This window comes from Blautia sp. HCN-20427 (genome assembly GCF_037890365.1).
In the GTDB taxonomy this organism is placed as follows: Bacteria; Bacillota; Clostridia; order Lachnospirales; family Lachnospiraceae; genus Blautia.
In genome coordinates, this window is sequence record NZ_JBBKBX010000003.1 from 81,556 (window position 1) to 105,384 (window position 23,829).

The following is a 23,829-nucleotide window of genomic DNA, read 5'->3' on the forward strand; positions in this document are numbered from 1 at the left end:
ATGCAGAAGTTGATACAGCAGCTTTGCAGGGAATACACAGACCTTTCAGAGGAGGAGATTCAGGTAATTGAAATGATGGCTCAAACCCTTCAGCCTCTGGCTAATCTGGAGGCAGCAGATATTTTTGTGGACTGCCCCTGCAAGGATAAGGACGCCATTGTGGTGGCAGAAGCAAAGCCGGAGGAAGTTCCCTCTGCTTACCGCAGCAGCGTGGTGGGCATGCTTGCAAAAGAGGAAAACGAACCGGCTGTGGCCCGGACTTTTCGTCTGGGAGTTGCCACAAAGTACATGAAAGCAAGGACACAGGAAAATAACTACACCATTCAGTCCGTGGAACCCATCAAGTACAATTCCCGGGTTATCGGGGTACTCATCAGAGAAAAACGCATTGCAGAGGATGAGGAGAACCAGGAGGAAGGAAAGAGTTATGAAGCCATTGAGACACCGCTGAACCATATGATTAACGAGAATGAATGGCTCACAGAGAGCATAGATGAAGCGCTTCTGCTGGTGGACTACAAGGGACGGGTGTCTTTTCGCAACCTGTACGCAAGGGAACTTTTTCAGAATCTGGGTTATGTCAGCGACATCCTGGGGCAGAAGTACAAAAATATCTGCCTGACAGAGTGGAGCGGCACCAAAGACAGCATGGAACGACTGAAGGAGGTTCACTGCGGAAACTATTATCTGCGGGTAAGGCAGATTCCCCTGATGAAAAAGGAGATTCCGTTTGCGGTGATTATCCGGGATATTACCTGGAATCGTGAGCAGGAGAAGAATCTGGTGTTGAAATCCGTTGCAGTGAAGGAACTGCACCACCGGGTAAAGAACAATCTTCAGACCATAGCTTCCCTTTTAAGGCTTCAGGCCAGAAGAGAAGAGCATGAGGAAACCCGGCGGGTGTTAAACGAAAGTATCAGTCGGATTTTATCCATTTCAGCCACACATCAGCTTCTTTCCCAGAGTGGAGAAGCCTGTGTCAGTCTTATGGAAGTCCTGGAAAATGTCAGGCGCAATGCGGTACAGCCTTTTTTGAAGTCAGATTTAAAACTGAATCTGGAAATTACGGGAGAAGACATGACAGTGGATTCTGAGATAGCGACTTCCGTGGCGCTGTCTGTCAACGAACTGCTTCAGAATTGCATGAAATATGCTTTTCGCGACAGGAAACAAGGGAATGTATCTGTTCGTATAGAAAAGGGAAAAGTGTACTCCAGACTTACCGTAACAGATGACGGCGTTGGTTTCGAGCCCGAAAACGTGCGGACAGGCAGTCTGGGACTGAACATAGTCCGTACCATGGTGCAGGACAAGCTGCACGGAAGCCTGAAAATCCGCTCTGACGAAAAGGGAACCGAGGTAAGCTTTGATTTTATCAACGAGACAGCAGACTTTATCAGTATTTCCAAGTGAATGCAAAAGGGAGGGATAGTCTTTGCAGGAAACAATACTAAGTGTGGGAATTGACATTGGGACTTCTACCACCCAGTTGATATTCAGCAGGCTGACCATAGAAAACCTGGCAAGCAATTATACAGTACCCAGAATCAGCATTGTAAACAAAGAGGTCTTTTACCGAAGCGGTATTTATTTTACTCCGCTGAAATCCCAGACGGAGATTGATGCGGCAAAGGTAAAGGAGATTATCCGGAAAGAGTATGAAAAGGCAGGCAGAAAGCCGGAGGATTTGCAGACCGGTGCTGTGATTATCACAGGAGAAACGGCCAGAAAGCAGAATGCCAACCGTGTACTGGAAACCCTCAGCGATATGGCGGGAGATTTTGTAGTGGCAACAGCAGGCCCGGATTTGGAATCCGTACTTTCTGCCAAAGGCGCGGGGAGCGACCGGCTTTCTGAAGAGAAGCGGGAGGTTGTAGCCAACATTGACATTGGCGGCGGTACCAGCAACATTGCGTTTTTTTATAAAGGCATACCAAAGGGCACGGCTTGTCTGGATATTGGCGGACGGCTTATCAAGGTGGAAAACGGAAAGATTTCTTATATTTTCCCCAGTATTCAGAAGCTGGCAGAAAGCCATGGTATTCAGATTCAGGTGGGCGACCGTGCCTGTGAAAAAACGCTGTACCGGGTTTGCGAATACATGGCCCAGCAGCTTGCCATGGCTCTGTACATAGAAGAACCCGACGGATTTCATGCAGGGCTATACACCAATAACGGAAAGCCTCTGCCCCGCCAGCCGGTGATTCAGGCCGTAACCTTTTCCGGCGGTGTGGCAGATTGTATGCTTCATGAAGAAGAGGAGGTGTTCCGTTATGGAGACGTGGGAATCCTCCTGGCAAGGGCAGTGAAAAACTGCAGTGCCTTTGAGAAAATCAAAATTTATCCTGCTGCGGAAACCATACGGGCCACGGTAGTAGGGGCGGGAACCCATACCACGGACGTCAGCGGCAGTACCATTCATTATGCCAGAGAAAAACTGCCGATAAAAAACATTCCGGTGCTGAAGATTTCCGAGGAGGACGAAGAAAATCCGGTGCTCTTTGCAGAAGCAGTGAAGAAGGGATTGGCTTTGTATGAATCAGAAGGAGAACCGGAACAGCTGGCCATTGCTTTTTCGGGAAAGTATCATACCAGTTTCCGGCAGATTCAGGAACTGGCAGCCCTGGTGATGGAAGGGGCCGAGCGGGTGATAAAAGGACCGTATCCTCTGATTCTGGTCATTGAAAACGACATTGCCAAGGTTCTGGGGAACGCACTCAACGTCCTGATGGAGAGAAAAAAAGATGTGATTTGTATTGACGGAATCCATGCACAAAGCGGTGACTATATTGACATCGGCGAGCCTGTCGCAGACGGACATGTGGTGCCGGTGGTGACAAAGACGCTGATTTTTAATTCCTGAAGCTGGAAAGGGCAGAAGCCAAAGCAGCAGGGAACCATAGAAAAGTAGAGGTGAAATGAGTTGATTCTTAAAACTAAATTATTTGGAAAGGTATATGAATTTAAATCTCTTCGGGAAGTTATGGCAAAAGCCAATGAAGAGAAATCCGGTGACAAGCTGGCAGGTATTGCAGCAGAATCAGCAGAAGAGCGTGTAGCAGCAAAGGTAGTGCTTTCCCACATTACCCTGGAGGATTTGCGGAACAATCCTGCCGTGCCTTATGAAGAGGATGAAGTGACCAGAATCATTCAGGACGGTGTAAACGAGGCGATTTACAGAGAACATAAAAATAAAACCGTGGCAGAGTTCAGAGAATGGCTTCTGGATACAGAAACCACAGGCGATATGATTAAGCGTGCTTCCAGAGGTCTTACCAGTGAAATGGTAGCAGCTGTCTGCAAACTGATGAGCAACCTGGATTTGATTTATGCGGCAAAGAAAATCCGGATTTCCGCACACTGCAACACCACCATCGGACTTCCGGGAACCTTCTCTTCCCGTCTGCAGCCAAACCATACCACAGATGACCCGAAAGGTATTATGGCCTCTGTCATGGAAGGTTTAAGCCTTGGCTGCGGGGATGCGGTTATCGGTCTGAATCCCGTAGACGATTCTGTGGAAAGTGTAGCGAGAATTTTAAAGAGTTTTGATGAATTTAAAAATAAATGGGAAGTTCCTACCCAGATTTGTGTACTGGCCCATGTGACCACCCAGATGGAGGCTATTCGTAAAATGCATGCGCCCATTGATTTGATGTTCCAGTCTATCGCAGGTTCTCAGAAGGGAAATGAAGCCTTTGGTCTGACCGCAGCTATGCTGGACGAGGCCCATGATCTGATGATGAGAGAAGCCACCAGCACAGGCCCCAACGTTATGTATTTCGAGACAGGACAGGGTTCGGAACTTTCTTCCGAAGCTCATAACGGCTGGGACCAGGTAACCATGGAAGCAAGATGCTATGGATTTGCAAAGAAATACAATCCGTTCCTGGTGAATACGGTGGTTGGCTTCATCGGACCGGAATATCTCTACGACTCCAAACAGGTTACCCGCGCAGGTCTGGAAGACCATTTTATGGGTAAACTGACCGGTATTCCTATGGGCTGCGACGCATGCTATACCAACCATATGAAGACGGACCAGAACGATATTGAAAACCTGGCAACGCTTCTGGTGGCGGCAGGCTGCAACTACATTATGGGGGTTCCGGAAGGCGATGACTGTATGCTGATGTACCAGTGTACCGGTTATCACGAAGCGGCCAGTTTAAGAGAAGTATTCGGACTTCGCCCAATCCGCGAATTCGATATGTGGCTGGAAAAGATGGGATTCTCCAAAGACGGCAAACTGACACCGCTGGCAGGAGATGCATCAGTATTTTTGAAATAGGAGGTAGCATATCTTGGTAAACGAAAACGATTTAAGAACAATCATTGCACAGGTTCTGCAGGAAATGAATCTGGATTCCAATAAAGAAGAAAAAGAAACCGCGGTTACAGGCTGTGCGTCCTGCTGTAAAGAGCCGAAAATCGAAGAGGGCTGCATTCCTGATGTGACAGAAGTGGATATCCGCAAACAGTATCTGGTAGAGAACCCGGTAAATAAAGAAGCTTATTACGATTTGAAACAGTATGCGCCCTGCCGTCTGGGAATCGGCAAGGCGGGGGCAAGATATAAAACAGACCCGGTACTGCAGTTCCGGGCCGCACATTCCGCAGCACAGGACGCCGTATTCTCTGATGTGGACCAGGGTTTTATTGACAGCATGGGACTGTTTTCCGTAAAGACACAGTGTGAGAACAAAGATGTATATCTGACTCGTCCGGATTTGGGAAGAAAACTGAGCGATGAAGCAGTAAAAACCGTGAAAGAAAAATGCAAAATGCACCCAACGGTACAGATTTTCGTATCGGACGGATTGAGCTCTGCAGCCGTTGCAGCCAATGTAGGCGATGTGCTTCCTGCCATTGAACAGGGCTTGAAGAGTTACGGAATCGACACAGGAGTTCCTTTCTTTGTAAAATACGGCCGTGTAGGCGCTATGGACCAGGTTTCTGAAATTACAGGCGCTGACGTGACCTGTGTATTAATCGGAGAACGTCCCGGTCTGATTACCGCAGAATCCATGTCTGCATACATTGCATACAAAGCGACTGTGGGAATGCCGGAGGCCAGAAGAACTGTTGTTTCCAACATTCACAAAGCAGGTACCATACCGGCTGAGGCTGGCGCCCATATTGCAGATATCATTAAAAAGATTCTGGATAACAAAGCCAGCGGAACGGATTTGAAACTGTAAGACTTTATGGCAAGTGAAAATAAATTCAGAGAGTAAGAGGAGGAAAATCCATGAAACGAGACCCAGTAAGAGCTACAGTCCTTGCATCCAAAATTATCCCCAATGTGAGCCCGGATATGGCGAAAGAACTGAATCTGGAGCCGGGAATGAAATCTCTGGCCCTGATTACGGCGGACAGTGATGATGTTACCTATACAGCTCTTGATGAAGCAACGAAAAAAGCAGATGTAAAAGTGGTTTATGCAAAGAGTTTCTATGCAGGCGCTGCAAATGCAAATACCAAACTGGCAGGAGAGATCATCGGAATTCTGGCAGGTCCCAACCCTGCAGAAGTCAGGAGCGGACTGGAAGCCTGCGTGGACATGATTGAAAATCAGGCATATTTCATTTCCGCAAACGAAGATGATTCCATTATTTACTATGCACAGTGCATTTCCAGAACCGGTTCTTACCTTTCCGAAGGCGCAGGCATTCAGGAAGGAGAGGCCCTGGCTTATCTTATCGCCCCGCCTCTGGAAGCGATGTACGGCGTAGATGCCGCTTTAAAAGCAGCAGATGTAAAAATGTGCGTACTGTACGCACCGCCATCAGAAACGAACTTCGGCGGCGCACTGCTTACAGGAAGCCAGTCTGCGTGCAAGGCTGCCTGTGACGCTTTTGCAGCGGCGGTAGAATTTGTGGCTGAGAATCCTAAAGAATAAACAGGGAGAAAGCCGCAGAAAAGAACAGGCGGCATCCCTGGCGGAGGTAAAGCATGAATGCACTGGGAATGATTGAGACATACGGCTACCTTACGGCAGTAGAGGCTTTGGACAGTGCATTAAAGGCTGCCAATGTATTTTTGGTAGATGTGGTTCGGGTAAGAGGCGGTCTGGTGACTGTGCTTATCGAAGGAGACGTAGGTGCAGTGAAAGCTGCGGCAGATGCCGCAGCGGCTGCAGCCGAAAGAGTGGGAGAAGTGGTAAGCGTGCATGTGATTCCGCGGCCTGATAAGGACGTAAAGAGCATGCTCACTGCACACCCTGAACACCGGAAGAAAGCTGACATGGTACCGGAAGAATCCCCGGCAGAAGTATCAGCAGAAGAGCCGGAGAACACACCCGCCGAAGAACAGAAAGAGCAGCCCGTACAGAAGTCCGAAGAGAGCAGGACAGAAAATCCGGTTGAGGCAGAGCTGGTTTATACCAGAGAGGAAATGGGGAAGATGACCGTAGCCAAACTGAGAACTCTGGCACGGAAACTGAAACTCACTGGTCTGACCCCGCAGGAAATCCGCTTTGCCAAGAAGCAGGAACTGATTGAGGCTATCCTGAAATTTACCGGAGAAAAGAGGTAGATTATGCAGTTATATGACAAAGACCTTTTGTCAGTACAGGAAGTACGCGAACTGGTAGAAAAAGCCAAGTCTGCACAGCAGGAACTGGCAGCAAAAAGCCAGGCAGAGGTGGACAGAATCGTGAAATCTGTGGCACAGGCAGGCGTAAGAAATGCACAGCGTCTTGCAAAACTGGCACATGAAGAAACCGGATTCGGCGTAGAGGCTGACAAAGTAATCAAAAACGTATTCGCCAGCGACGGCGTATACCAGCACATCAAAGATATGAAAACCATAGGGGAACTGAGCCGGGACGAAGAACATAAAATTCGTACCATCGCAGTTCCGGTAGGGGTGATTGCAGGACTGATTCCTTCTACAAACCCTACCTCCACCGCATTGTATAAATCAGAGATTGCCATTAAAGCGGGAAATGCCATTGTATTTTCTCCCCACCCCAACGCAAGAAACAGTATTCTGGAAACCGTAAAGGTTATCCGTCAGGCCATTGCAGAGGCAGGTGGAAATGAAAATCTGGTATCCTGTATTACCATTCCGACCATACAGGCGACAGACAATCTTATGCGCCACCCGGACGTCTCTATGATACTGGCTACGGGCGGTTCGGCTATGGTAAGAGCCGCATATTCATCGGGAACTCCCGCTATCGGCGTGGGACCGGGAAACGGCCCGGCCTATATTGAGAAGACAGCAGATGTGAAACTGGCTGTGAAACGGATTCTGGATTCCAAAACGTTTGATAACGGCACTATCTGTGCTTCCGAGCAGTCCGTGGTATGCGAGGAAGGGATGCGCAGGGAAGTACAGGCCGAGATGGAACGACAGGGCGCTTATTTCCTGATGCCGGACCAGATGAAAAAGCTGGGAAGCTTTATTTTAAGAGCCAACGGAACCATGAATCCCATGATAGTGGGAAAATCTGCACAGGTCATTGCAGATTTGGCAGGAATTGAAATACCAAAAGATACCAGAGTGCTGGTGGCAGAGGAAACCGGCATCGGAAGAGGACACCCGTATTCCAACGAAAAACTGGCGCCGATTCTGGCTTTTTACACAGCGCCGTCCTATGTGGAAATCTGTGAACTCTGTACGGAAATCCTTCACTACGAAGGCGCAGGACATACCTTCTCCATGCACACGAAAGATGAGAGCATGGTAACTTATTTCGCACAGAGAATTCCGGCTTCCAGAATTATTGTCAATACCCCCAGCGCGCTTGGCGGTATCGGAGGAACCACAGGGCTGCAGCCGTCTCTGACCCTTGGCTGCGGCGCTGTAGGAGGAAGTGCAACTTCTGAAAATGTGGGACCGAAGCATTTGATGAACCTGCGCTATGTGGCAGAGGGGCTTTCCGAACTGGAAGACATCCGAAACAAGCTTCCGGACTGTTCCGAAGGTATCTGCAAACCGCAGAAATACGATGATATTGATATTGACGCAGTGGTAAGCGAAATTATCAGGCGTCTTCAGAATTCTTAAACATGAGAAAAGCAAAAGGAGGATATGAATATGGCAGCACAACAGGCACTTGGAATGATTGAAACAAAGGGATTGGTAGCGTCCATAGAAGCAGCCGATGCCATGGTAAAGGCAGCAAACGTGACTCTGATTGGAAAAGAGCACGTAGGAGGAGGTCTTGTAACCGTTATGGTAAGAGGTGACGTAGGCGCAGTAAAAGCAGCTACAGACGCAGGAGCAGCCGCAGCGGAGCGCGTAGGCGAGCTGGTTTCCATCCATGTAATCCCAAGACCACATGAAGAAGTAGAGGCAATTCTGCCATCTGTAAACAGATAATCAGAAACAGAACAAAAGGAGGATACGAATATGGCAGCACAACAGGCACTTGGAATGATTGAAACAAAAGGACTGGTAGCGTCCATAGAAGCAGCAGACGCCATGGTAAAGGCAGCAAATGTGACTTTGATTGGAAAAGAACATGTAGGCGGAGGCCTTGTAACCGTTATGGTAAGAGGTGACGTAGGCGCGGTAAAAGCGGCAACAGACGCAGGTGCGGCTGCAGCGGAACGCGTAGGCGAACTGATTTCCATTCATGTAATCCCAAGGCCCCACGAAGAAGTGGAATCCATTCTGCCCTCTCTTGCAAAATAAAAGCGGCCAGCACAGGCTGCTGGCTTTGTAAACAGCAGCGAGAGGAGGTGGATTACCTGATATGAAAGTGATAACAGAGGCTATATTACGCAGTGAACTTCGGGCATCTACCCCAGAAACTTATACTGTGCCGGAGGGAAAAATCCTCTCTCCGGCTGCAAGAGAATACTTACAGCAGTGTAAAATCCGCATTGAGGACGGGAAAGGGATCAAAACCGCAAAGAAAAGTCAGCAGACAGAAGAGCGGGAAGAAAAACCAGAGATGCAGGCCACAAAAGTTCTGCCTATGCCGGAGGTACAGGTGGAAAAGGAGGCAAAGCCGAAATTTGTGGATTATGAAACCGGCGCTTATTATTATGAGAAACCCGAGCATATGACCCATCTGTATGGCAACACACTGGTACCAAAAGACCATAAGCGGATTTTCTTCCGCGGCAAACTGGACAGTCTGGAAACACTTTTTGTCCTGAATCAGACCATTCTTCAGGAAATGGGAGAATCCCAGAAACTGCTTGATGATTTGCAGGACATTCTGGTGAGCCTGAGAGAAATGATGCGGTGTGATGTCATGGACGAACCTTTCCGCAGGGAATGCATCATTGGACTGAGCCATGCGGAACTGAGGGAACATTCTCATAACCCTATGAAGTTTTACAATGTAAAGCAGATGGTGCTTCCGGATTATACACTGGGCAAGGCTTATGCACTTCTGAATCAGCTAAGGGCAGCCGTCCGTGAAGCAGAAGTGGCAGCAGCAACCGCTTTTCATGAGGGAAGAAGCTACAATAGAGAAGATATTATTCAAGAATTGAACCGAATGTCCAGTGCCATGCACATCATCATGTGCAAGTATCTGGCAGAGGGCTATAAGGAGTAAGCATGGAACAGTTGATAGACAAAGTGCTGGACACCATGACAAAGGCCGGACTGGTAGAGGTAGAGGTTTCCGCCCGCCATGTACATCTCACAGAAGAAGATGTGGAAAAACTTTTTGGAAAAGGGCAGGTGCTGCATGAGAAGCGCCCCCTTTCCCAGAAGGGACAGTTTTTAAGCGAAGAGCGGGTGACACTGACAGGCCCGAAAGGGAAAAAGGAACGCGTGGCAGTGCTTGGCCCTGTGCGGAAAGCCACTCAGGTGGAACTTTCTGTCAGCGACTGCGTAGCCCTTGGGGTACAGGCGCCGCTTCGGGAATCCGGAGATGTGAAGGGCTCTGCCCCTATGATTATCGAAGGACCTGCCGGCAGTATTGCTATTTCCGAGGGAACCATTGTGGCGCACAACCACATTCATGTTCCCACAGAGGTGGCAAAAATGCTGCAGATTTCCGATAAAGAGCATGTCAGCGTAAAAATATTAAGCGAGCGTCCGGTAACCTTTGATGATGTCATTGTCCGCGTCAGCGATGCATTTAACTTCAGAATGCACATTGATTTCGACGAGGCAAATGCAGCGTCAGTCCGGGGATTTACCCTGGGTAAGATTATACGGAAACGGTAAGGAGAGCAGTTGCAGATGGATATCAGGCATGTGGAAGAATTTATGAGACGTGTGGCGGAATCAGAGACGAAGACCTTTCCTGCCAAAGGAAAACTGAAAGTGGGATTAGACCTGGGGACTGCCTACATTGTTCTTGTGGTATTAGATGAAGAAAACAATCCGGTGGCATGTGAGAAGCAGGCAGCCAGCGTGCTGCGGGACGGGGTGGTTGTGGATTATTCCGGCGCCCTGGACATTGTCCGCCGCTTAAAGGCAAAGCTGGAGGAAAGACTGGGCAGAGAGCTGATAAACTGTGCCATTGCCATGCCGGCCGGCACGGAGAGCAGCGCAAAAACCCACAGCTATGTGGCAGAAGGGGCGGGCTTTGAAGTCTCAGCCGTGTTGGACGAACCCAGTTCCGCCAACGCCGTGTATGAGATTCAGGACGGCGTTATTGTGGACATCGGCGGCGGGACCACCGGGCTTGCCATTTTAAAAGGCGGAGAAGTGGTACAGGTAGAAGATGAGCCTACAGGCGGCACTCACCTTTCTCTGGTGCTTGCGGGCAATTATCACGTTCCCTTTGCCGAGGCAGAGGAAATCAAACAGGATTACAGCAGACACAAGGAAATTCTTCCCGTGCTGAAAGCCGTGGTAGAAAAAATTGCCACCATCATCAACCGTTATGTAAAAGGGAAAGATATTGATACCATTTACCTGTGCGGCGGCACCTGCTGTCTGACGGGTATTGAAAAAATCATTGAAAAAGAGACAGGAATCAAAACAGTTAAGCCGGAAAATCCGTTCCTGGTAACTCCGGCCGGAATTGCCATGAACTGTCAGCCTGCATAAGACAGGCAGAAAAAAGCAGAAAGGAGGAGAATCGCGTGGACACAGAGTTGTTAAACGAAATCTGTAAAAGAGTGCAGGAAAAACTGCAGGCCATACAACTGCCTTCCATTCTGGTACTCACCGAAGAACACGGAACTATTTGCCATGAAACGCTGGAGAACACAGAACTTGGCAGATATTACCGCATGGAATGCGCTCTGCTTGCCGATTATCAGTGCAGTGTGAAGGACTGTGAGGCCGTGGTGCTCTATACCCTGTCAAACGAAGCGCTGGGAAAAATTTCCCATGGCATTTTTGACAATGGTTTCACCAGACTTCTGGGACAGGCGCTTTTAGAGGGAAAGAAAATCTATGCCGCAGAAGAAGGCATTGAGCTTTACGAATACCGGGATACTGCGCCCAAGGCTTTTTACGGACGGCTGGAAGCCAATCTGCAGATGTTAAAGGACAGCGGCCTGATGATTGCTGCCCATGAGCAGATACCGGATTTGATTCTGCACGGCGCGGACACAGAAGCCCCGGAGGGGTGTCCGGAAGAGCCGGCCTGCAGCCATGCAGAGGCAGCTGCAGACACGGACGGGGATTGTGCAGAAGAACTGCCGGAAGCTGTACTGGACAAGAAAATCATTACAGAAAAGGATATGATTTCTCTGGGAAATCAGCGGATAAAACGGGTGATAATCAGAGAGAAATCCATTTTGTCCGATTTGGCTAAGGAATATGCAGCAAAACATAAAATTCTCATAGAACGCAGAGACATCTCCTCAGGAAAGAGAGAACAGCGCCTATGAAAACAGGAAAAGTTATCGGAACCATCTGGGCAACCAGAAAAGAGGAAAAACTGGCAGGGCTGAAGCTTCTGGTCATTCAGCCGGTAAATCTGCTGGACGATAAACCCATCGAGTATCCCATTGTAGCGGCGGACATTATCGGCGCCGGAGTGGGAGAAAAAGTGATTTATGTAGGCGGAAGTTCTGCCCGGAATGCGGCAGGGGGAAGGGATATTCCCGTGGACGCCACTGTGGTGGGCATTGTAGACGACCAGGAAATAGAGGAAGACAGGATTTAAGCGGAAAGCGGTGAGGCAATGAGTTTCGTAGAAACCATCAAAGAAGCGGGAATCGTGGGAGCCGGCGGCGCCGGTTTCCCCACCTATGTGAAGCTGAATGCGAAAGCAGAGTATTTTATCATCAATGCGGCAGAATGTGAGCCATTGATTGAAACAGACAAGTATCTCTGCAGGACATTTCCCGAAAGAATTATCAGGACGGCAGTGCGGATTGCAGAACATCTGGAAGCAGAGCACTGTGTCATTGCCACAAAGGCAAAATATAAGAGAGAAATCGCTGCTCTGCAGGCGGAAATTGAACGTCAGAACGCCAGAGTGGAGATTTGCGGTATGAGAACTTTTTATCCCGCAGGAGATGAGCAGGTCATTGTACAGGAAGTCACAGGAAGAAGTGTTCCCGAAAGAGGGCTGCCTCTGGATGTGGGCTGTGTGGTAGATAATGTGGGAACCGTGCTTTCCATTGCAGACGCACTGGAGGGAAAACCTGTTTCGGAAAAGTACCTTTCCGTTACCGGCGCAGTGAAGCACACAGGTATGTATCATGTGCCCCTGGGAACCCCCATTACACAGATACTCGGTGACGCAGAACTTGCAGAACGGGAGTACGCAGTCCTTGTGGGCGGTCCCATGATGGGGAAAATGCTGAGAGAAGAGGAAGAAATCCGCAGAGCTGCGGTGACAAAGACTACAGGAAATCTTCTGGTACTGCCCAAAGACCACTATCTGGTAAAGAGAAGCGAACTGCCAAGAGAGCGTATGATTCGCCAGGCTGCGGCAGCGTGTATCCAGTGCAAAATGTGTACGGATATGTGTCCCCGTTTTATGCTGGGGCATGAAGTAAGACCGAACGTAGTCATGAGAAATCTGTGGAAAGAGAGCATGCTCACCGATGCGGCAGAGTATGAAAAAGCGTTTGGCAGTGCAGTGAACTGCTGCAGCTGCGGCGTCTGTGAAATGTTTGCCTGCCCCATGGGACTTTCCCCGAGGAAAATGAATGAATACGCAAAAGGACTGCTGAGAGAAAAAGGCATCAATCCGCAGAAAAACATGCATCCGGAGGCCAGAGAAGCCATACAGAATCGCAAGATTCCCACAGAGCGGCTCATCGCCAGACTGGAACTGACCCCGTATGTCACACATGAACTTCCTGCAGAAAAAGAACTGGAAGTGAAAGAGTGCCGGATTTTACTGTCTCAGCATATCGGCAAACCCGCTCAGGCTGTGGTACACGAGGGTGAGTATGTGGAAAAAAACGATCTGGTGGCCCAGGCGGCGGAAGGTCTTTCGGTAAATATTCATACAGGACTGGCAGGGGTTGTAAAAGAAGTGACAGATACATACATCAGAATCTGTGGAGAGGAGGTATAAAGCATGGGCAAAGCAATCGGTATGGTGGAACTGTCCAGCATTGCAAGGGGAATTGAAACCAGCGACTTTATGGTAAAAGCCGCGCAGGTAGATTTGATACGCTCTTCCACAGTTTGTCCGGGAAAATATATTATCATTGTAGGCGGTGACACAGGAGATGTGAAGGCCGCAATGGAGGAAGGACTGGCAAAAGGCGGCGCTTATGTGGTGGATTCCCTGCGGATTTCCAATGTACACGAACAGCTGATTCCGGCGCTTACCGGAACCGTAGCCGTGGAAAGTCCGGGGGCTGTGGGCGTGTTGGAATTTTATTCCGTGGCTTCTGCCATTCTGGCGGCTGATGAAGCGGCCAAGGCGGCGAACATCACGTTAATAGAAGTGCGTATCGGCTATGCCATTGGAGGAAAGGGTTTTGTAACTCTGACCGGAGATGTAGGTGCAGTACGGGCTGCCGTGGCAGCAGCAAAACAGGATAAAGATTTGTATGTGGAAAGTACCGTTATTCCGCGGCCTTCTCCACAGGTTTTCCAGTCCTTGCTGTAACCACATTGAAAAGAGAAAAAGGCTGCAGCGTCAGACGGGCAGCAGGAGGAGGTAAGTATGTTTCAGGAATTAATTGACAATATTACCAATGTCGAGGTTTTTACACAAAGTATGAAAGACTGGGTTTCCGGTTTATCTGTAAACTCAGTTATCATTTTAGTCATGATGATTTTTATGATTGTGGGCGCCGTGGATAAAATCCGGGGCAACAAACACGGATACGGAGAGCAGTTTGAAGAAGGATTTAACGCTATGGGGCCGCTGGCTATGGCTATGGCAGGTGTTGTTGCCGCAGCACCGGTACTGGCTATTTTATTAAAACCGATTATCGTGCCCATTTACGAACTGTTGGGCGCAGATGCATCTATGTTTGCCACCACACTTCTGGCCTGTGATATGGGTGGATACCCCCTGGCTATGGAATTGGCAGGAACGGAAGCACTGGGTAACTTCTCAGGCTTGATTCTGGGAACCATGATGGGACCTACTCTGGTATTTACCATTCCGGTAGCCCTTTCCATTATTAAAAAAGAAGACAGACCATATCTGGGCGCAGGTATTCTCGCCGGTATGATTACCATTCCTATCGGCTGTATCGTCGGCGGTCTGGTTATGAACATGACCCAGTACAAGATTAACATTCTGACTATTTTAGTAAACCTGATTCCGGTTATTATCATCGCAGGTCTCATTGTTCTGGGGCTGTGGTTTGCACCGGCAAAAATGATCAGCGGATTTAACAAATTCGGTACAGGCGTTACCATCGTTATTACAGCTTTGACAGCCATCGCTGTTTTTGAGTACCAGACAAAAATTAAATTTCCGTTGTTCAATATCATGGTAGAGCCAAACGCAGACGGTGTCATCCCTCTGGAATCCGGACTTTTGACATGTGGGCAGATTGCTATTGTGTTAATCGGTGCCTTCCCTATGGTACTCTGGATTACCCGTACGTTCGGCAAGGCTTTAAATGCCCTGGGCAAGAAATTCGGTATGGACGAAAACGGTTCTGCAGGTCTGGTAGCAACACTGGCCAACAACATTGCCATGTTTAATATTATGGATAAGATGAACCCAAAAGGAAAACTGTTAAACGTTGCATTTGCAGTCAGTGCAGCCTTTGTATTCGGCGATCACCTTGGATTTACCGCAGGTGTCAATTCCGAAATGATTTTCCCGGTTATCGTAGGAAAACTGGTGGCTGGTATTACAGCGCTGATTCTTGCTAATCTTCTTTCGCCGAAGCTGCTGTCCAAGGTACAGAGCACACAGACAGACAAATAGGAAGATAAGACAAAAAGAGCATTCCGAAAGGAGAGGTGACAGAAATGAACGTAAGTGAAGAACTGATTCGTGAAGTAGTAAAGCGGGTACTGGCGGAATCTGCCAAAGCCGAAACTCCCAAAGAAGATTTTGTAAAGGAAAAAGACCCCAGCGGAATCCTGAAAATTCAGACAAACACTGTAAAATGTGAGCCTTTTCAACAGGAAGGCGTGGCGCTGAAAGATGTGGTGACCCTGGAAGAAGCACCCAGAATGGGATGCGGCATTATGGAACTGGACCACACCAGCTTTGAATGGACGCTGACGTATGATGAGTATGACCTGGTCATTGACGGGGTATTGGAAATTGAGATTGACGGACGCGTGGTAACGGGAAATCCGGGAGACATTATTTATATTCCGAAAAATTCCCATATCCACTTCCAGACTCCTTCCAAGACCCGATATGCGTATTTCGTATATCCGGCAGACTGGCAGTAAAAAGGAGAGAGAAGCATGGATATTCGCTTTGTACGGCCTGAAGAAGAAGCGCAGCTTGCGAGAAATGTGGTGACGGGATTTCCCTCTAAAACGCCGGAGGCTCTGCTTCACAATATGGCGGGAGAATTGAAAAGCCCGGAGGAAGGGCGTTATCTGGGCTGCTTTGATGACAGTGGAAATCTGATGGGTTCTTCTCTTCTCATGGATTTTGAAGTGAATGTACGGGGAAAGCGGATGCAGATGGGCGGAACGGCTTATCTGTCCACCGGCTTTCTCCACAAGAAAGAGCACATCGCCAAAAATCTCGTCCGCGTAGGGCTGGGATTTTTCGCAAAGACGGGCAGAACCGTGGGTGCGCTGCACCCTTTTAACCCTGCCTTTTATTACAAAATGGGCTTTGGTTACTGCAATGAAACCATGATGTATTCTCCCCGTCCCCAGTATATCCGTTCCTACGGTGACAAATCCGGCTTGTCCTACGCAAAGCCTGAGGAGGAAGAGGAAATTCTGGAGTTTTACAGGAAATATGCCGGGAAAACCCACGGGGCGACCCTGCATCCCTTTATGGATAGGCATCGGATTTTTGATATGCCCTATGTGGTGGTGTGCAGAAGAGAGGGCAGAATCACAGGATATCTCACCTTTGAATTTGCAGAGGTAGAACACTATACAGATATGTATCATGACTTGGTTGTGCGGGAGCTTATCTGCGAGGACATGGAGACTATGAAGCAGTTTCTGACGTTCTTTGCCTCCCAGACAGACCAGATAGAACGGGTGCGGATTTATACTTATGAAGAATCTTTCCATATGCTGTTTACCAATCCGGATAGCGGGGAGAATCGGGCCTTTGACGGAGCTATTCAGGAAATCGGAAGAAGGAACATGGGGTATATGTTCCGAATTTTGGATTTGAAGGGCTATTTTGCTCAACAGAATCACGGTCAGCAGCCTGTAGAAAGAGAATTCACGCTAAAACTGCAGGTGGAAGATGACTTCATGGAACAGAATAACGGAAGTATTCTTCTCCATATACAGGAGGACAAGGTGCTTCTGACCCGTGACCGGGAAGCTGATGTGGTGCTGAAAACCAATATTGCGGATTTATCCTCCCTTGTTATGGGCGCCATTCCTCTTTCGGCTTTTTTGTGGACAGGAAGAATGGAGTGCAGCGACAGGAAATATGAGGAAGATATTCAAAGAGCCATTGGATGGAAGGAGAAGCCGAAAAACTATACCTATTTTTAAAATTCCAAGAAGTGTGTCCTGGGGAAAAGTTCCGGATACACTTCTTCTTTTGTGCTTGAAATACCTTTTAAATCAAGATATGATGAGAGATAACAACACTTGGAAGAGATTTTATGGGAGGGAACAAAATATGTCAGAATTACGGTTTCAATGTATCAGGATGCAGGGGGCTGATTTGGGGCCGGAATCTTGTGTGCCGGATTTATTGGGGGAACATATTTTACAGAATCATCTGGAATTTCGTCTGGATGAGGAGGATGAAATTTATGAGGGGTACGGGCGCAGAAAAAATGCCTATCCCTACCGGCAGTACAACAGTTATACCAGAAAGCTGAAAGAAAAAGAGATTTCCACGGCAATACTGGAAAATCAGTATTTAAAAGCGGTATTTCTGCCGGAATACGGAGGAAGACTCTGGGAACTGTGGGATAAGACAACGGGTACAAATCTGCTTTATACCAATGACGTTCTTCAGTTCAGCAATCTGGCTGTGCGGAATGCCTGGTTCAGCGGTGGTGTAGAGTGGAATATGGGCATTATAGGCCACACCCCTTATACCACAGCGCCTTTATATACGGCAGTCACAGAAACACAGACAGGGGCGCCGGTGCTGCGTATGTATGAATATGAGCGTATAAGAAAAGTTCCTTACCAGATGGACTTCTGGCTGGAAGAGGAGGACCGGGCTTTAAACTGCAGAATGAGGATTGTGAATGAGAGTGAGGAAGTCATTCCCATGTACTGGTGGAGCAATATGGCAGTTCCGGAATATGAAGACGGCCGAATTGTAGTTCCGGCAGAAAAAGCCTTTACTTATGCAGACGGCGCAGTATTCAAAGGGGATATTCCCATGGTAAATGGCGTTGATGTGACGGATTACAAGAAAATTCCGAAATCTGTAGATTACTTTTTCGCTATTGATGAAGAAAAGCCAAAGTATATTGCAAACCTGAATAAAGAGGGATACGGGCTTTTACATACCTCAACCAAAAGACTAAGGAGCAGAAAGCTGTTTTCCTGGGGGAATGGGCAGGCTTCTGACCACTGGCAGGAATTTCTCACAGACAAGGCAGGAAGATATGTGGAAATTCAGGCAGGACTTGGGAAAACACAGTACGGCTGTGTGCCTATGGCGCCTCACACAGCCTGGGAATGGCTGGAACAATACGGCCCGGTCACACTGCCAAAGCACATAAAAGAGAAATCTCATAAAGAAAGAGAAGCAGAATTAACAGCCGTTTTAGAAGTTGGAAAAAGAACAGCGTCCATGGAAGAAAAGCTGAAAGAAACCAGGCCCATGGCAAAGCGGAAGGCAAAGCTGGTGAACTGCGGAAGCGGATACGGTGCATTGGTCCAGAGAGGCAAATGGTCAGAACATCTGGAATTTTTAGCTGTGTCTGATTCTCTGAACATCTGGAAACACTTTTTTGAGACAGGAGTCCTGCATAAACCGGCTGCCGGAAATGTGCCGGATGAGTTTCTCATAGACGGAGAAAATCTGCAGTTCCTTGTGAATACACTGGAATCTTCCAATAAGGACAACTGGTATGCCTATTATCACGCGGGAATCGGATATTATCAGAAAGAACATTATAAAACTGCGGAGAAACTTCTGCTCCAGTCCTGTGACTTGGAGAAAAATCCGTGGACCAATCACGGGCTGGCCTGTGTCTGTTTGCTTACAGAACGCCCGCAGGAGGCGGCAAAATGGATACTGCAGGGACTGCAAATGGAAAATCAGAATGTATCTTACTTAAAAGAGGGCTTGAAAATTTTGCATCTATGTGAAGCATATAAAGAGATTGTGGACTTCTTTGAGAAACAGGAAAGCCAGGTACAGGAGATAGGAAAACTGAAATTTTACTATATTTCTGCTTTGCACAGACTTGGAGAAGACAGGAAGGCTTATGAAATTCTGGAACAAGACGGAGGACTGGTCATTGACGATATACGGGAAGGTGAGGATTCCATTGCACAGCTCTGGAGTGAATTGTATGAAAACCTGCATTCCGTAAAGGCTGCGATTCCGTACCGCTATGATTTTAAAGCGTTTTAGGATATAGAAATTTAAGAAAACTCATCTATACTTTTATCAGGAACAATAGTATAATAGAAAAGATTACAGTCAAAATACGATATTATAATTACAGGAGGAAACGGAAAATGCTCCATGCATTCTCACGTTCAGAAGAACTATTAGGAAGGGAAGGGCTTCAGAAACTGGCTAATTCCCGCATTGCAGTTTTTGGTATCGGCGGAGTGGGCTCTTATGTGGTGGAAGCTCTGGCAAGAGCCGGGGTAGGCTCTCTGACTTTGGTAGATCATGATGAAGTCAGCCTGACCAATTTAAACAGACAGTTGGTGGCGCTGCGTTCCACAATGGGCAAAAAGAAAGTGCTGGTAGCAAAGGAGAGAATTCTGGATATTAACCGGGACGCGGTTGTCCATACTTACGACACCTTTTTTGGCGAGGAAACAGCAGATTTGTTTGATTTTTCAGCCTTTGATTATGTGATAGATGCCGTGGATACCGTATCGGCCAAGCTGCTTCTGATTGAGAAGGCGAAGGAAGCGGGAATTCCCGTGATTTCCTGTATGGGAACCGGAAACAAGCTGAATCCGTCCTGTTTTCAGATAGCGGACATCTCGAAAACCAGCGTGTGCCCGTTGGCGAAAGTTATGCGCGCGGAGTTAAAAAAGCGAAGAATCAAGAAGGTGAAAGTGCTGTTTTCCACAGAAGTGGTGGCAAAGAAAAAACGGAAAGAGCCGCCGCTGGAAGTCAGAAGCGGCAGCAAAAGACCGGTACCGGGCAGCGTCTCCTTTGTGCCAGGTGCGGCGGGGCTGATGATTGCCGGAGAGGTTATTAGAGACCTGGTATTTCAGAAATAAATAAAAGAGGTATTCAGATGGAAAATAAAATAGAAAATCGATTCTGCAGCTGTCTGGGAAGCGACAATGTGAAATGGAAGGAACCTATGAAAAATCATACGACCTTCCGCATTGGAGGACCGGCAGACTATTATCTCTGCCCCCACAGCACAGCAGAGCTGCAGAAAGTCATAGAAATTTGTAAAGAAGAGAATCTTCCTTTCTTCGTACAGGGAAACGGAAGCAATCTTCTGGTCAGCGACAGAGGGTACAGGGGAGTTGTGATTCAGCTTGGAAAAAACTTCAGTGATATGGAGGTAAAGGACGAGCGGATTCTGGTAAAAGCAGGGGCTCTTTTGTCAAAGACGGCAAAAGAAGCGTTGGATGCAGGTCTGGCAGGCATGGAAGCCGTATCCGGTATTCCGGGAACCATAGGCGGGGCGGTAATGATGAACGCCGGTGCTTACGGCGGTGAGATGAAAGATATTGTGGAGTCTGTCACTGTGCTGAACCAGGAGGGAGAACTTCTTACCCTGTCGGTGGAAGAAATGAAGATGGGATACAGAACCAGCATTGTAAAGGAAAAAGGCTATATTGTAGTCTCTGCTGTGCTGAAGCTGCGCCGGGGCCAGCGGCAGGCCATTCGTGAGCAGATGGAGGACTATAAGGAACGCAGAGTGACAAAGCAGCCTCTGGATATGCCAAGTGCAGGCAGTACGTTTAAAAGACCGGAGGGATATTTTGCAGGCAAGCTGATTATGGACGCAGGACTTCGGGGATTTTCAGTGGGCGGCGCTCAGGTGTCTGAAAAGCACTGCGGCTTTGTGGTGAATAAAGGAGATGCCACGGCCCAGGACGTATTGGATTTGATTCATGAAGTACAGAGACGGGTAAAAGAGCAGTTTGGAGTAGAACTGGAACCGGAAGTGCGGTTTCTGGGAGAATTTTAGGAGGAGCTATGCGGTTTGTAATTGTGACGGGCATGTCGGGAGCCGGCAAAAGTACGGCACTGAAAATGCTGGAGGATATGGAGTATTTCTGCGTAGACAATCTGCCTGTGCCGCTGATTGACAAGTTTGTACAGCTGATTCATGACAGCGGTCCGGGGGAAATCGAAAAAGTAGCCATAGGAGTGGACATCCGAAGCGGAAAATCTCTGGATGAACTGGTATCCGTGCTGGAAAATATTCAGACTCCGGGATTGGGAATGGAAATTCTCTTTCTGGACGCAGATGAGGATGTGCTGGTAAGAAGATATAAAGAGACAAGGCGCAGTCACCCTCTGGCCGGAAATGGAAGAGTAGATGACGGTATTCGCAGGGAACGGGAAAAACTGAGAACCTTAAAAGAATGTGCGGATTATATTCTGGACACCAGTAAACTGCTGACCAGAGAACTGAAGGCAGAACTGGAAAAAATCTTTGTGGAGAACAGGGAATTTAAAAACCTTATGGTAACGGTACTTTCCTTTGGATTTAAGTATGGAATTCCCCAGGATGCGGATTTGGTCTTTGATGTGCGTTTCCTGCCGAACCCCTATTATCTGGAGAATCTCCGTCCTTTAAGCGGGAATGATACCCCGGTTCGGGATTATGTGATGAATTTTGAGTTGGCGCATACCTTTTCAGACAAACTGGAGGACATGATTCGTTTTCTGATTCCGAACTATATTACAGAAGGCAAGACTCAGCTGGTCATTGCCGTGGGCTGTACAGGCGGCAAACACCGTTCGGTAACCCTGGCGAATGAGCTGTACCGCCGTCTGGGCGAAAACGAGGAATACGGAATCAGAGTAGAACATAGAGATATAGAAAAGGATGGAAAAAAATGTCTTTCTCCGGAAACGTAAAAGAGGAGCTGCTTCGCCAGGAAGACCCTGCCAGACATTGCAGGATTGCGGAGCTGGCTGCCATTATTGCCTTTCACGGCGAGATTGTCCGTCTGTCAACCAAAGAAATTATTCTCAGGTTATCTGCGGAAAATGAAAGTATTATAAGAAAGTGCTTTACATTACTGGAAAAAACGTTTAAAATAAATGGCGAAGTTTCTATTGATAAAAGAATAGTCAAAAAAAACAACCGATTTACAATTGACGTAGAGGACCCGGAGGAAACTGTGAAGATTTTACAGGCTGTGAAGCTTTTGACAGCGGACAGAAGACCTATACACAGTGATACCCTGGTCAGCCAAATGGTTATTCAGAAGAATTGCTGCAGACGTGCATTTTTAAGAGGTGCATTTCTGTGTGCCGGCTCTATCAGCGACCCAGAGAAGTTTTATCATTTTGAAATCGTGTGTACGACTCCGGCGAAGGCCCTGCAGCTGCAGGAAATCATCCAGTCTTTTGAAATTGATGCCAAGATAGTAAAACGCAAAAAGTATCATGTTGTTTATGTAAAGGAAGGCGCACAAATCGTAGAACTTTTGGGACTTATGGGAGCAGGAGTGTCTCTTATGAACCTGGAGAATGTCAGGATTCTGAAAGGGATGCGCAACACTGTAAACAGAAAGGTGAACTGCGAAACAGCGAATATTAACAAAACGGTAAATGCCGCTGTGAAGCAGATGGAGGATATTATTTATATCCGGGATACCGTAGGTCTCCACAGACTGCCGGAAAATCTGGAAGAGACAGCTTTATTGAGATTGGAATATCCACAGGCATCATTGAAGGAACTTGGAACTTTACTGTCAATCCCTGTAGGAAAATCCGGTATTAATCACAGACTGCGGAAAATATGCAGCATAGCAGAGGAGCTCAGAGGAGTCAAGGAGGAACAAGTATGATTAGAAAGTCCATTACTATCGGAATCTCAAACGGTCTGGAGGCAAGACCTATCGCAATGCTTGTACAGGTAGCGAGCCAGTACACAAGCAACATTTACCTGGAAAGCGAAGCAAGAAAGGTGAATGCCAAGAGCATCATGGGAATGATGAGTCTTGGATTGGATAACGGGGAAAATGTAACAGTATCCGTAGACGGTGCTGACGAAGAAGAAGCTATGAAGAGCATAGAGGAATACCTGAGTAATAAAGCGAAATAATAGGAAGAGGAAAATATAAAGAGAATGTGAGCGGCCAGCCGGAATTCCATCTGCGAAATCCGGCTGGCTCTTTTTGCGGAAAAGTATCTACTTCTGTCCCTCACAGGGGATATTTTCGCCCCGTGCCACGGAATACTGCTGGCGGAACCAGTAAGTATAAAAATCCTCAAATCCCAGGGCTTCATATAGCTTTTTTGCAGGACGATTCCCTTGCACCACCTGCAGATAAGCAAAAGCCGCACCGCGCTGTCTGGAGGCTTCCAGCAGTGTTTCGCAGATAGCCCGCCCAATTCCTTTTCCGCGGAAGTCCTGGTGTACGTGAATGGCATAAAGCCCTACATAATCCCGGTCCAGAATACCCAGTCCCGTTCCGATGATTCTGCCGCTATGCCATGCGCATACGGCCAGAGTGTCCTTTGGAATGGCTGCATACATGGAAGGGACGATTTTTAAATGGGTCTCGTTTGTCATTCCTTTCATGGCAAATAGCCCTTTCAGCCACTGGTCTGAAATTTCCGTATGAAGGGTGATATTTGGATTCTGCTTTCCGGACGCCTTATATGCATACAGGCTCCGTGTCATTACCTCTGTTACATGAGCCATGAAATACCCGCGTTCCATCAGCCTCTGGTCAAAAGAACTGTCCAGAAGAGGGTTAATCTTGTAAATGGCCGGAGTTCCCCATTTTTCATAAATGTCCTCACAGTAATCCAGCTTGTCCTGTAAGGGAATAGAAGAATGGCCAAGCTGCTCAATACAGTTTGTTCTGTGCGTATAAAAATAAGAAAACCGGAGAATCCAGCCGTCATATATCTGCATTTGATAAGAAGGCCAGGCATTTAGCGAAAGGTCTTCCATGATTTTGATTTTCTGCTTTGTATCCATAGCGGTTTCCACCTTTTGCATTGCTATTTGTTTAAAGCATTAAACAGTAACATTATTATAATGGAAG

General features: G+C 47.7%; 25 protein-coding genes and 1 pseudogene. 25 read left to right on the top strand and 1 reads right to left on the bottom strand.

All coding sequences use genetic code 11. From position 1 onward, the window contains the following. From WKT17_RS02460 to WKT17_RS02580, 25 genes and pseudogenes are all read left to right on the top strand, one after another. A complete protein-coding gene (locus WKT17_RS02460) occupies positions 1 to 1,413 on the top strand; it encodes a sensor histidine kinase (RefSeq protein ID WP_173748226.1) in 1,413 nt (470 codons plus the stop codon). A 22-nt stretch (positions 1,414 to 1,435) separates the two neighbouring features. Next, entirely contained in the window at positions 1,436 to 2,863 is a 1,428-nt protein-coding gene (eutA, locus tag WKT17_RS02465) for an ethanolamine ammonia-lyase reactivating factor EutA (protein ID WP_291683189.1), read from the top strand. A gap of 60 nt (positions 2,864 to 2,923) precedes the next feature. Further along, positions 2,924 to 4,291 (top strand): ethanolamine ammonia-lyase subunit EutB, encoded by a 1,368-nt coding sequence (locus WKT17_RS02470; protein WP_173748230.1) that lies wholly within the window; start codon positions 2,924 to 2,926, stop codon positions 4,289 to 4,291. A gap of 13 nt (positions 4,292 to 4,304) precedes the next feature. Beyond that, complete coding sequence (eutC, locus tag WKT17_RS02475; protein WP_330489604.1) at positions 4,305 to 5,201, top strand: ethanolamine ammonia-lyase subunit EutC; 897 nt, start codon at positions 4,305 to 4,307, stop codon at positions 5,199 to 5,201. A 50-nt stretch (positions 5,202 to 5,251) separates the two neighbouring features. Next, complete coding sequence (eutL, locus tag WKT17_RS02480; RefSeq protein WP_173748233.1) at positions 5,252 to 5,902, top strand: ethanolamine utilization microcompartment protein EutL; 651 nt, start codon at positions 5,252 to 5,254, stop codon at positions 5,900 to 5,902. 53 nt (positions 5,903 to 5,955) lie between these two features. Next, entirely contained in the window at positions 5,956 to 6,537 is a 582-nt protein-coding gene (locus WKT17_RS16290) for a BMC domain-containing protein (RefSeq protein WP_291683188.1), read from the top strand. 3 nt (positions 6,538 to 6,540) lie between these two features. Further along, on the top strand, positions 6,541 to 8,016 hold the full coding sequence (locus WKT17_RS02490) for an acetaldehyde dehydrogenase (acetylating) (RefSeq protein WP_173748237.1): 1,476 nt from the start codon (positions 6,541 to 6,543) through the stop codon (positions 8,014 to 8,016). A 30-nt stretch (positions 8,017 to 8,046) separates the two neighbouring features. Then, positions 8,047 to 8,331 (top strand): ethanolamine utilization microcompartment protein EutM, encoded by a 285-nt coding sequence (gene eutM, locus WKT17_RS02495; RefSeq protein ID WP_173748239.1) that lies wholly within the window; start codon positions 8,047 to 8,049, stop codon positions 8,329 to 8,331. Between the two features lie 30 nt (positions 8,332 to 8,361). Next, positions 8,362 to 8,646, top strand: a complete 285-nt coding sequence (eutM, locus tag WKT17_RS02500) for an ethanolamine utilization microcompartment protein EutM (RefSeq protein WP_173748241.1) — start codon at positions 8,362 to 8,364, stop codon at positions 8,644 to 8,646. A gap of 61 nt (positions 8,647 to 8,707) precedes the next feature. After that, positions 8,708 to 9,523, top strand: a complete 816-nt coding sequence (locus WKT17_RS02505; protein ID WP_173748243.1) for an ATP-binding protein — start codon at positions 8,708 to 8,710, stop codon at positions 9,521 to 9,523. A 2-nt stretch (positions 9,524 to 9,525) separates the two neighbouring features. Beyond that, positions 9,526 to 10,143: a phosphate propanoyltransferase gene (pduL, locus tag WKT17_RS02510; protein WP_291683187.1), complete on the top strand. Its 618-nt coding sequence runs from the start codon at positions 9,526 to 9,528 to the stop codon at positions 10,141 to 10,143. 15 nt (positions 10,144 to 10,158) lie between these two features. After that, entirely contained in the window at positions 10,159 to 10,974 is an 816-nt protein-coding gene (gene eutJ / locus WKT17_RS02515; RefSeq protein ID WP_173748247.1) for an ethanolamine utilization protein EutJ, read from the top strand. 35 nt (positions 10,975 to 11,009) lie between these two features. After that, entirely contained in the window at positions 11,010 to 11,765 is a 756-nt protein-coding gene (locus WKT17_RS02520) for a hypothetical protein (protein WP_173748249.1), read from the top strand. Then, complete coding sequence (locus tag WKT17_RS02525) at positions 11,762 to 12,043, top strand: EutN/CcmL family microcompartment protein (RefSeq protein WP_173748251.1); 282 nt, start codon at positions 11,762 to 11,764, stop codon at positions 12,041 to 12,043. The genes WKT17_RS02520 and WKT17_RS02525 overlap by 4 nt, the downstream gene beginning before the upstream one ends. Before the next feature lie 18 nt (positions 12,044 to 12,061). Beyond that, positions 12,062 to 13,411 (top strand): 4Fe-4S dicluster domain-containing protein, encoded by a 1,350-nt coding sequence (locus tag WKT17_RS02530; RefSeq protein ID WP_173748253.1) that lies wholly within the window; start codon positions 12,062 to 12,064, stop codon positions 13,409 to 13,411. Positions 13,412 to 13,414: 3 nt separating this feature from the next. Continuing rightward, positions 13,415 to 13,954, top strand: coding sequence for a BMC domain-containing protein (locus WKT17_RS02535; protein ID WP_173748255.1), 540 nt, complete (start codon positions 13,415 to 13,417; stop codon positions 13,952 to 13,954). A 57-nt stretch (positions 13,955 to 14,011) separates the two neighbouring features. Next, positions 14,012 to 15,238 carry an ethanolamine utilization protein EutH gene (locus WKT17_RS02540; protein WP_291683186.1) on the top strand — a complete coding sequence of 409 codons (1,227 nt, stop codon included), beginning with the start codon at positions 14,012 to 14,014 and terminating at the stop codon, positions 15,236 to 15,238. A gap of 44 nt (positions 15,239 to 15,282) precedes the next feature. Beyond that, positions 15,283 to 15,717 (top strand): cupin domain-containing protein, encoded by a 435-nt coding sequence (locus WKT17_RS02545; RefSeq protein WP_173748259.1) that lies wholly within the window; start codon positions 15,283 to 15,285, stop codon positions 15,715 to 15,717. A 15-nt stretch (positions 15,718 to 15,732) separates the two neighbouring features. Beyond that, positions 15,733 to 16,965 carry a GNAT family N-acetyltransferase gene (locus tag WKT17_RS02550; protein ID WP_291683185.1) on the top strand — a complete coding sequence of 411 codons (1,233 nt, stop codon included), beginning with the start codon at positions 15,733 to 15,735 and terminating at the stop codon, positions 16,963 to 16,965. Positions 16,966 to 17,125: 160 nt separating this feature from the next. Next, a pseudogene (locus tag WKT17_RS16295) lies at positions 17,126 to 18,067 on the top strand (DUF5107 domain-containing protein); the annotation flags it as partial. 1,061 nt (positions 18,068 to 19,128) lie between these two features. Further along, positions 19,129 to 19,854, top strand: a complete 726-nt coding sequence (locus tag WKT17_RS02560; protein WP_173748262.1) for a tRNA threonylcarbamoyladenosine dehydratase — start codon at positions 19,129 to 19,131, stop codon at positions 19,852 to 19,854. 17 nt (positions 19,855 to 19,871) lie between these two features. After that, a complete protein-coding gene (gene murB / locus WKT17_RS02565) occupies positions 19,872 to 20,783 on the top strand; it encodes a UDP-N-acetylmuramate dehydrogenase (RefSeq protein WP_291683183.1) in 912 nt (303 codons plus the stop codon). A gap of 8 nt (positions 20,784 to 20,791) precedes the next feature. After that, complete coding sequence (gene rapZ / locus WKT17_RS02570) at positions 20,792 to 21,682, top strand: RNase adapter RapZ (protein ID WP_291683182.1); 891 nt, start codon at positions 20,792 to 20,794, stop codon at positions 21,680 to 21,682. Then, the gene (gene whiA / locus WKT17_RS02575) at positions 21,661 to 22,620 is read left to right on the top strand and encodes a DNA-binding protein WhiA (RefSeq protein ID WP_291683159.1); all 960 of its coding nucleotides are present in this window, start codon (positions 21,661 to 21,663) and stop codon (positions 22,618 to 22,620) included. Before rapZ ends, whiA begins: the two co-directional genes overlap by 22 nt. Next, a complete protein-coding gene (locus WKT17_RS02580) occupies positions 22,617 to 22,877 on the top strand; it encodes an HPr family phosphocarrier protein (protein WP_173748271.1) in 261 nt (86 codons plus the stop codon). The genes whiA and WKT17_RS02580 overlap by 4 nt, the downstream gene beginning before the upstream one ends. Positions 22,878 to 22,964: 87 nt before the next feature. Here the strand turns inward: WKT17_RS02580 and WKT17_RS02585 are convergent, their stop codons facing one another. Further along, positions 22,965 to 23,762 carry a GNAT family N-acetyltransferase gene (locus WKT17_RS02585; protein ID WP_173748273.1) on the bottom strand — a complete coding sequence of 266 codons (798 nt, stop codon included), beginning with the start codon at positions 23,760 to 23,762 and terminating at the stop codon, positions 22,965 to 22,967. Positions 23,763 to 23,829 lie beyond the last annotated feature (67 nt).

Bases quoted from the DNA above. Each gene is read 5' to 3' on its own strand.
- WKT17_RS02545 (WP_173748259.1), top strand. From the start codon at position 15,283: ATGAACGTAAGTGAAGAACTGATTCGTGAAGTAGTAAAGCGGGTACTG.
- eutM (WP_173748241.1), top strand. From the start codon at position 8,362: ATGGCAGCACAACAGGCACTTGGAATGATTGAAACAAAAGGACTGGTA.
- WKT17_RS02505 (WP_173748243.1), top strand. From the start codon at position 8,708: ATGAAAGTGATAACAGAGGCTATATTACGCAGTGAACTTCGGGCATCT.
- WKT17_RS02585 (WP_173748273.1), bottom strand. From the start codon at position 23,762: ATGGATACAAAGCAGAAAATCAAAATCATGGAAGACCTTTCGCTAAAT.
- WKT17_RS02580 (WP_173748271.1), top strand. From the start codon at position 22,617: ATGATTAGAAAGTCCATTACTATCGGAATCTCAAACGGTCTGGAGGCA.
- WKT17_RS02540 (WP_291683186.1), top strand. From the start codon at position 14,012: ATGTTTCAGGAATTAATTGACAATATTACCAATGTCGAGGTTTTTACA.
- murB (WP_291683183.1), top strand. From the start codon at position 19,872: ATGGAAAATAAAATAGAAAATCGATTCTGCAGCTGTCTGGGAAGCGAC.
- WKT17_RS02460 (WP_173748226.1), top strand. From the start codon at position 1: ATGCAGAAGTTGATACAGCAGCTTTGCAGGGAATACACAGACCTTTCA.
- eutL (WP_173748233.1), top strand. From the start codon at position 5,252: ATGAAACGAGACCCAGTAAGAGCTACAGTCCTTGCATCCAAAATTATC.
- WKT17_RS02535 (WP_173748255.1), top strand. From the start codon at position 13,415: ATGGGCAAAGCAATCGGTATGGTGGAACTGTCCAGCATTGCAAGGGGA.
- eutJ (WP_173748247.1), top strand. From the start codon at position 10,159: ATGGATATCAGGCATGTGGAAGAATTTATGAGACGTGTGGCGGAATCA.
- eutM (WP_173748239.1), top strand. From the start codon at position 8,047: ATGGCAGCACAACAGGCACTTGGAATGATTGAAACAAAGGGATTGGTA.
- WKT17_RS02550 (WP_291683185.1), top strand. From the start codon at position 15,733: ATGGATATTCGCTTTGTACGGCCTGAAGAAGAAGCGCAGCTTGCGAGA.
- pduL (WP_291683187.1), top strand. From the start codon at position 9,526: ATGGAACAGTTGATAGACAAAGTGCTGGACACCATGACAAAGGCCGGA.
- rapZ (WP_291683182.1), top strand. From the start codon at position 20,792: ATGCGGTTTGTAATTGTGACGGGCATGTCGGGAGCCGGCAAAAGTACG.
- WKT17_RS16290 (WP_291683188.1), top strand. From the start codon at position 5,956: ATGAATGCACTGGGAATGATTGAGACATACGGCTACCTTACGGCAGTA.
- whiA (WP_291683159.1), top strand. From the start codon at position 21,661: ATGTCTTTCTCCGGAAACGTAAAAGAGGAGCTGCTTCGCCAGGAAGAC.
- WKT17_RS02530 (WP_173748253.1), top strand. From the start codon at position 12,062: ATGAGTTTCGTAGAAACCATCAAAGAAGCGGGAATCGTGGGAGCCGGC.
- WKT17_RS02560 (WP_173748262.1), top strand. From the start codon at position 19,129: ATGCTCCATGCATTCTCACGTTCAGAAGAACTATTAGGAAGGGAAGGG.
- WKT17_RS02490 (WP_173748237.1), top strand. From the start codon at position 6,541: ATGCAGTTATATGACAAAGACCTTTTGTCAGTACAGGAAGTACGCGAA.
- WKT17_RS02525 (WP_173748251.1), top strand. From the start codon at position 11,762: ATGAAAACAGGAAAAGTTATCGGAACCATCTGGGCAACCAGAAAAGAG.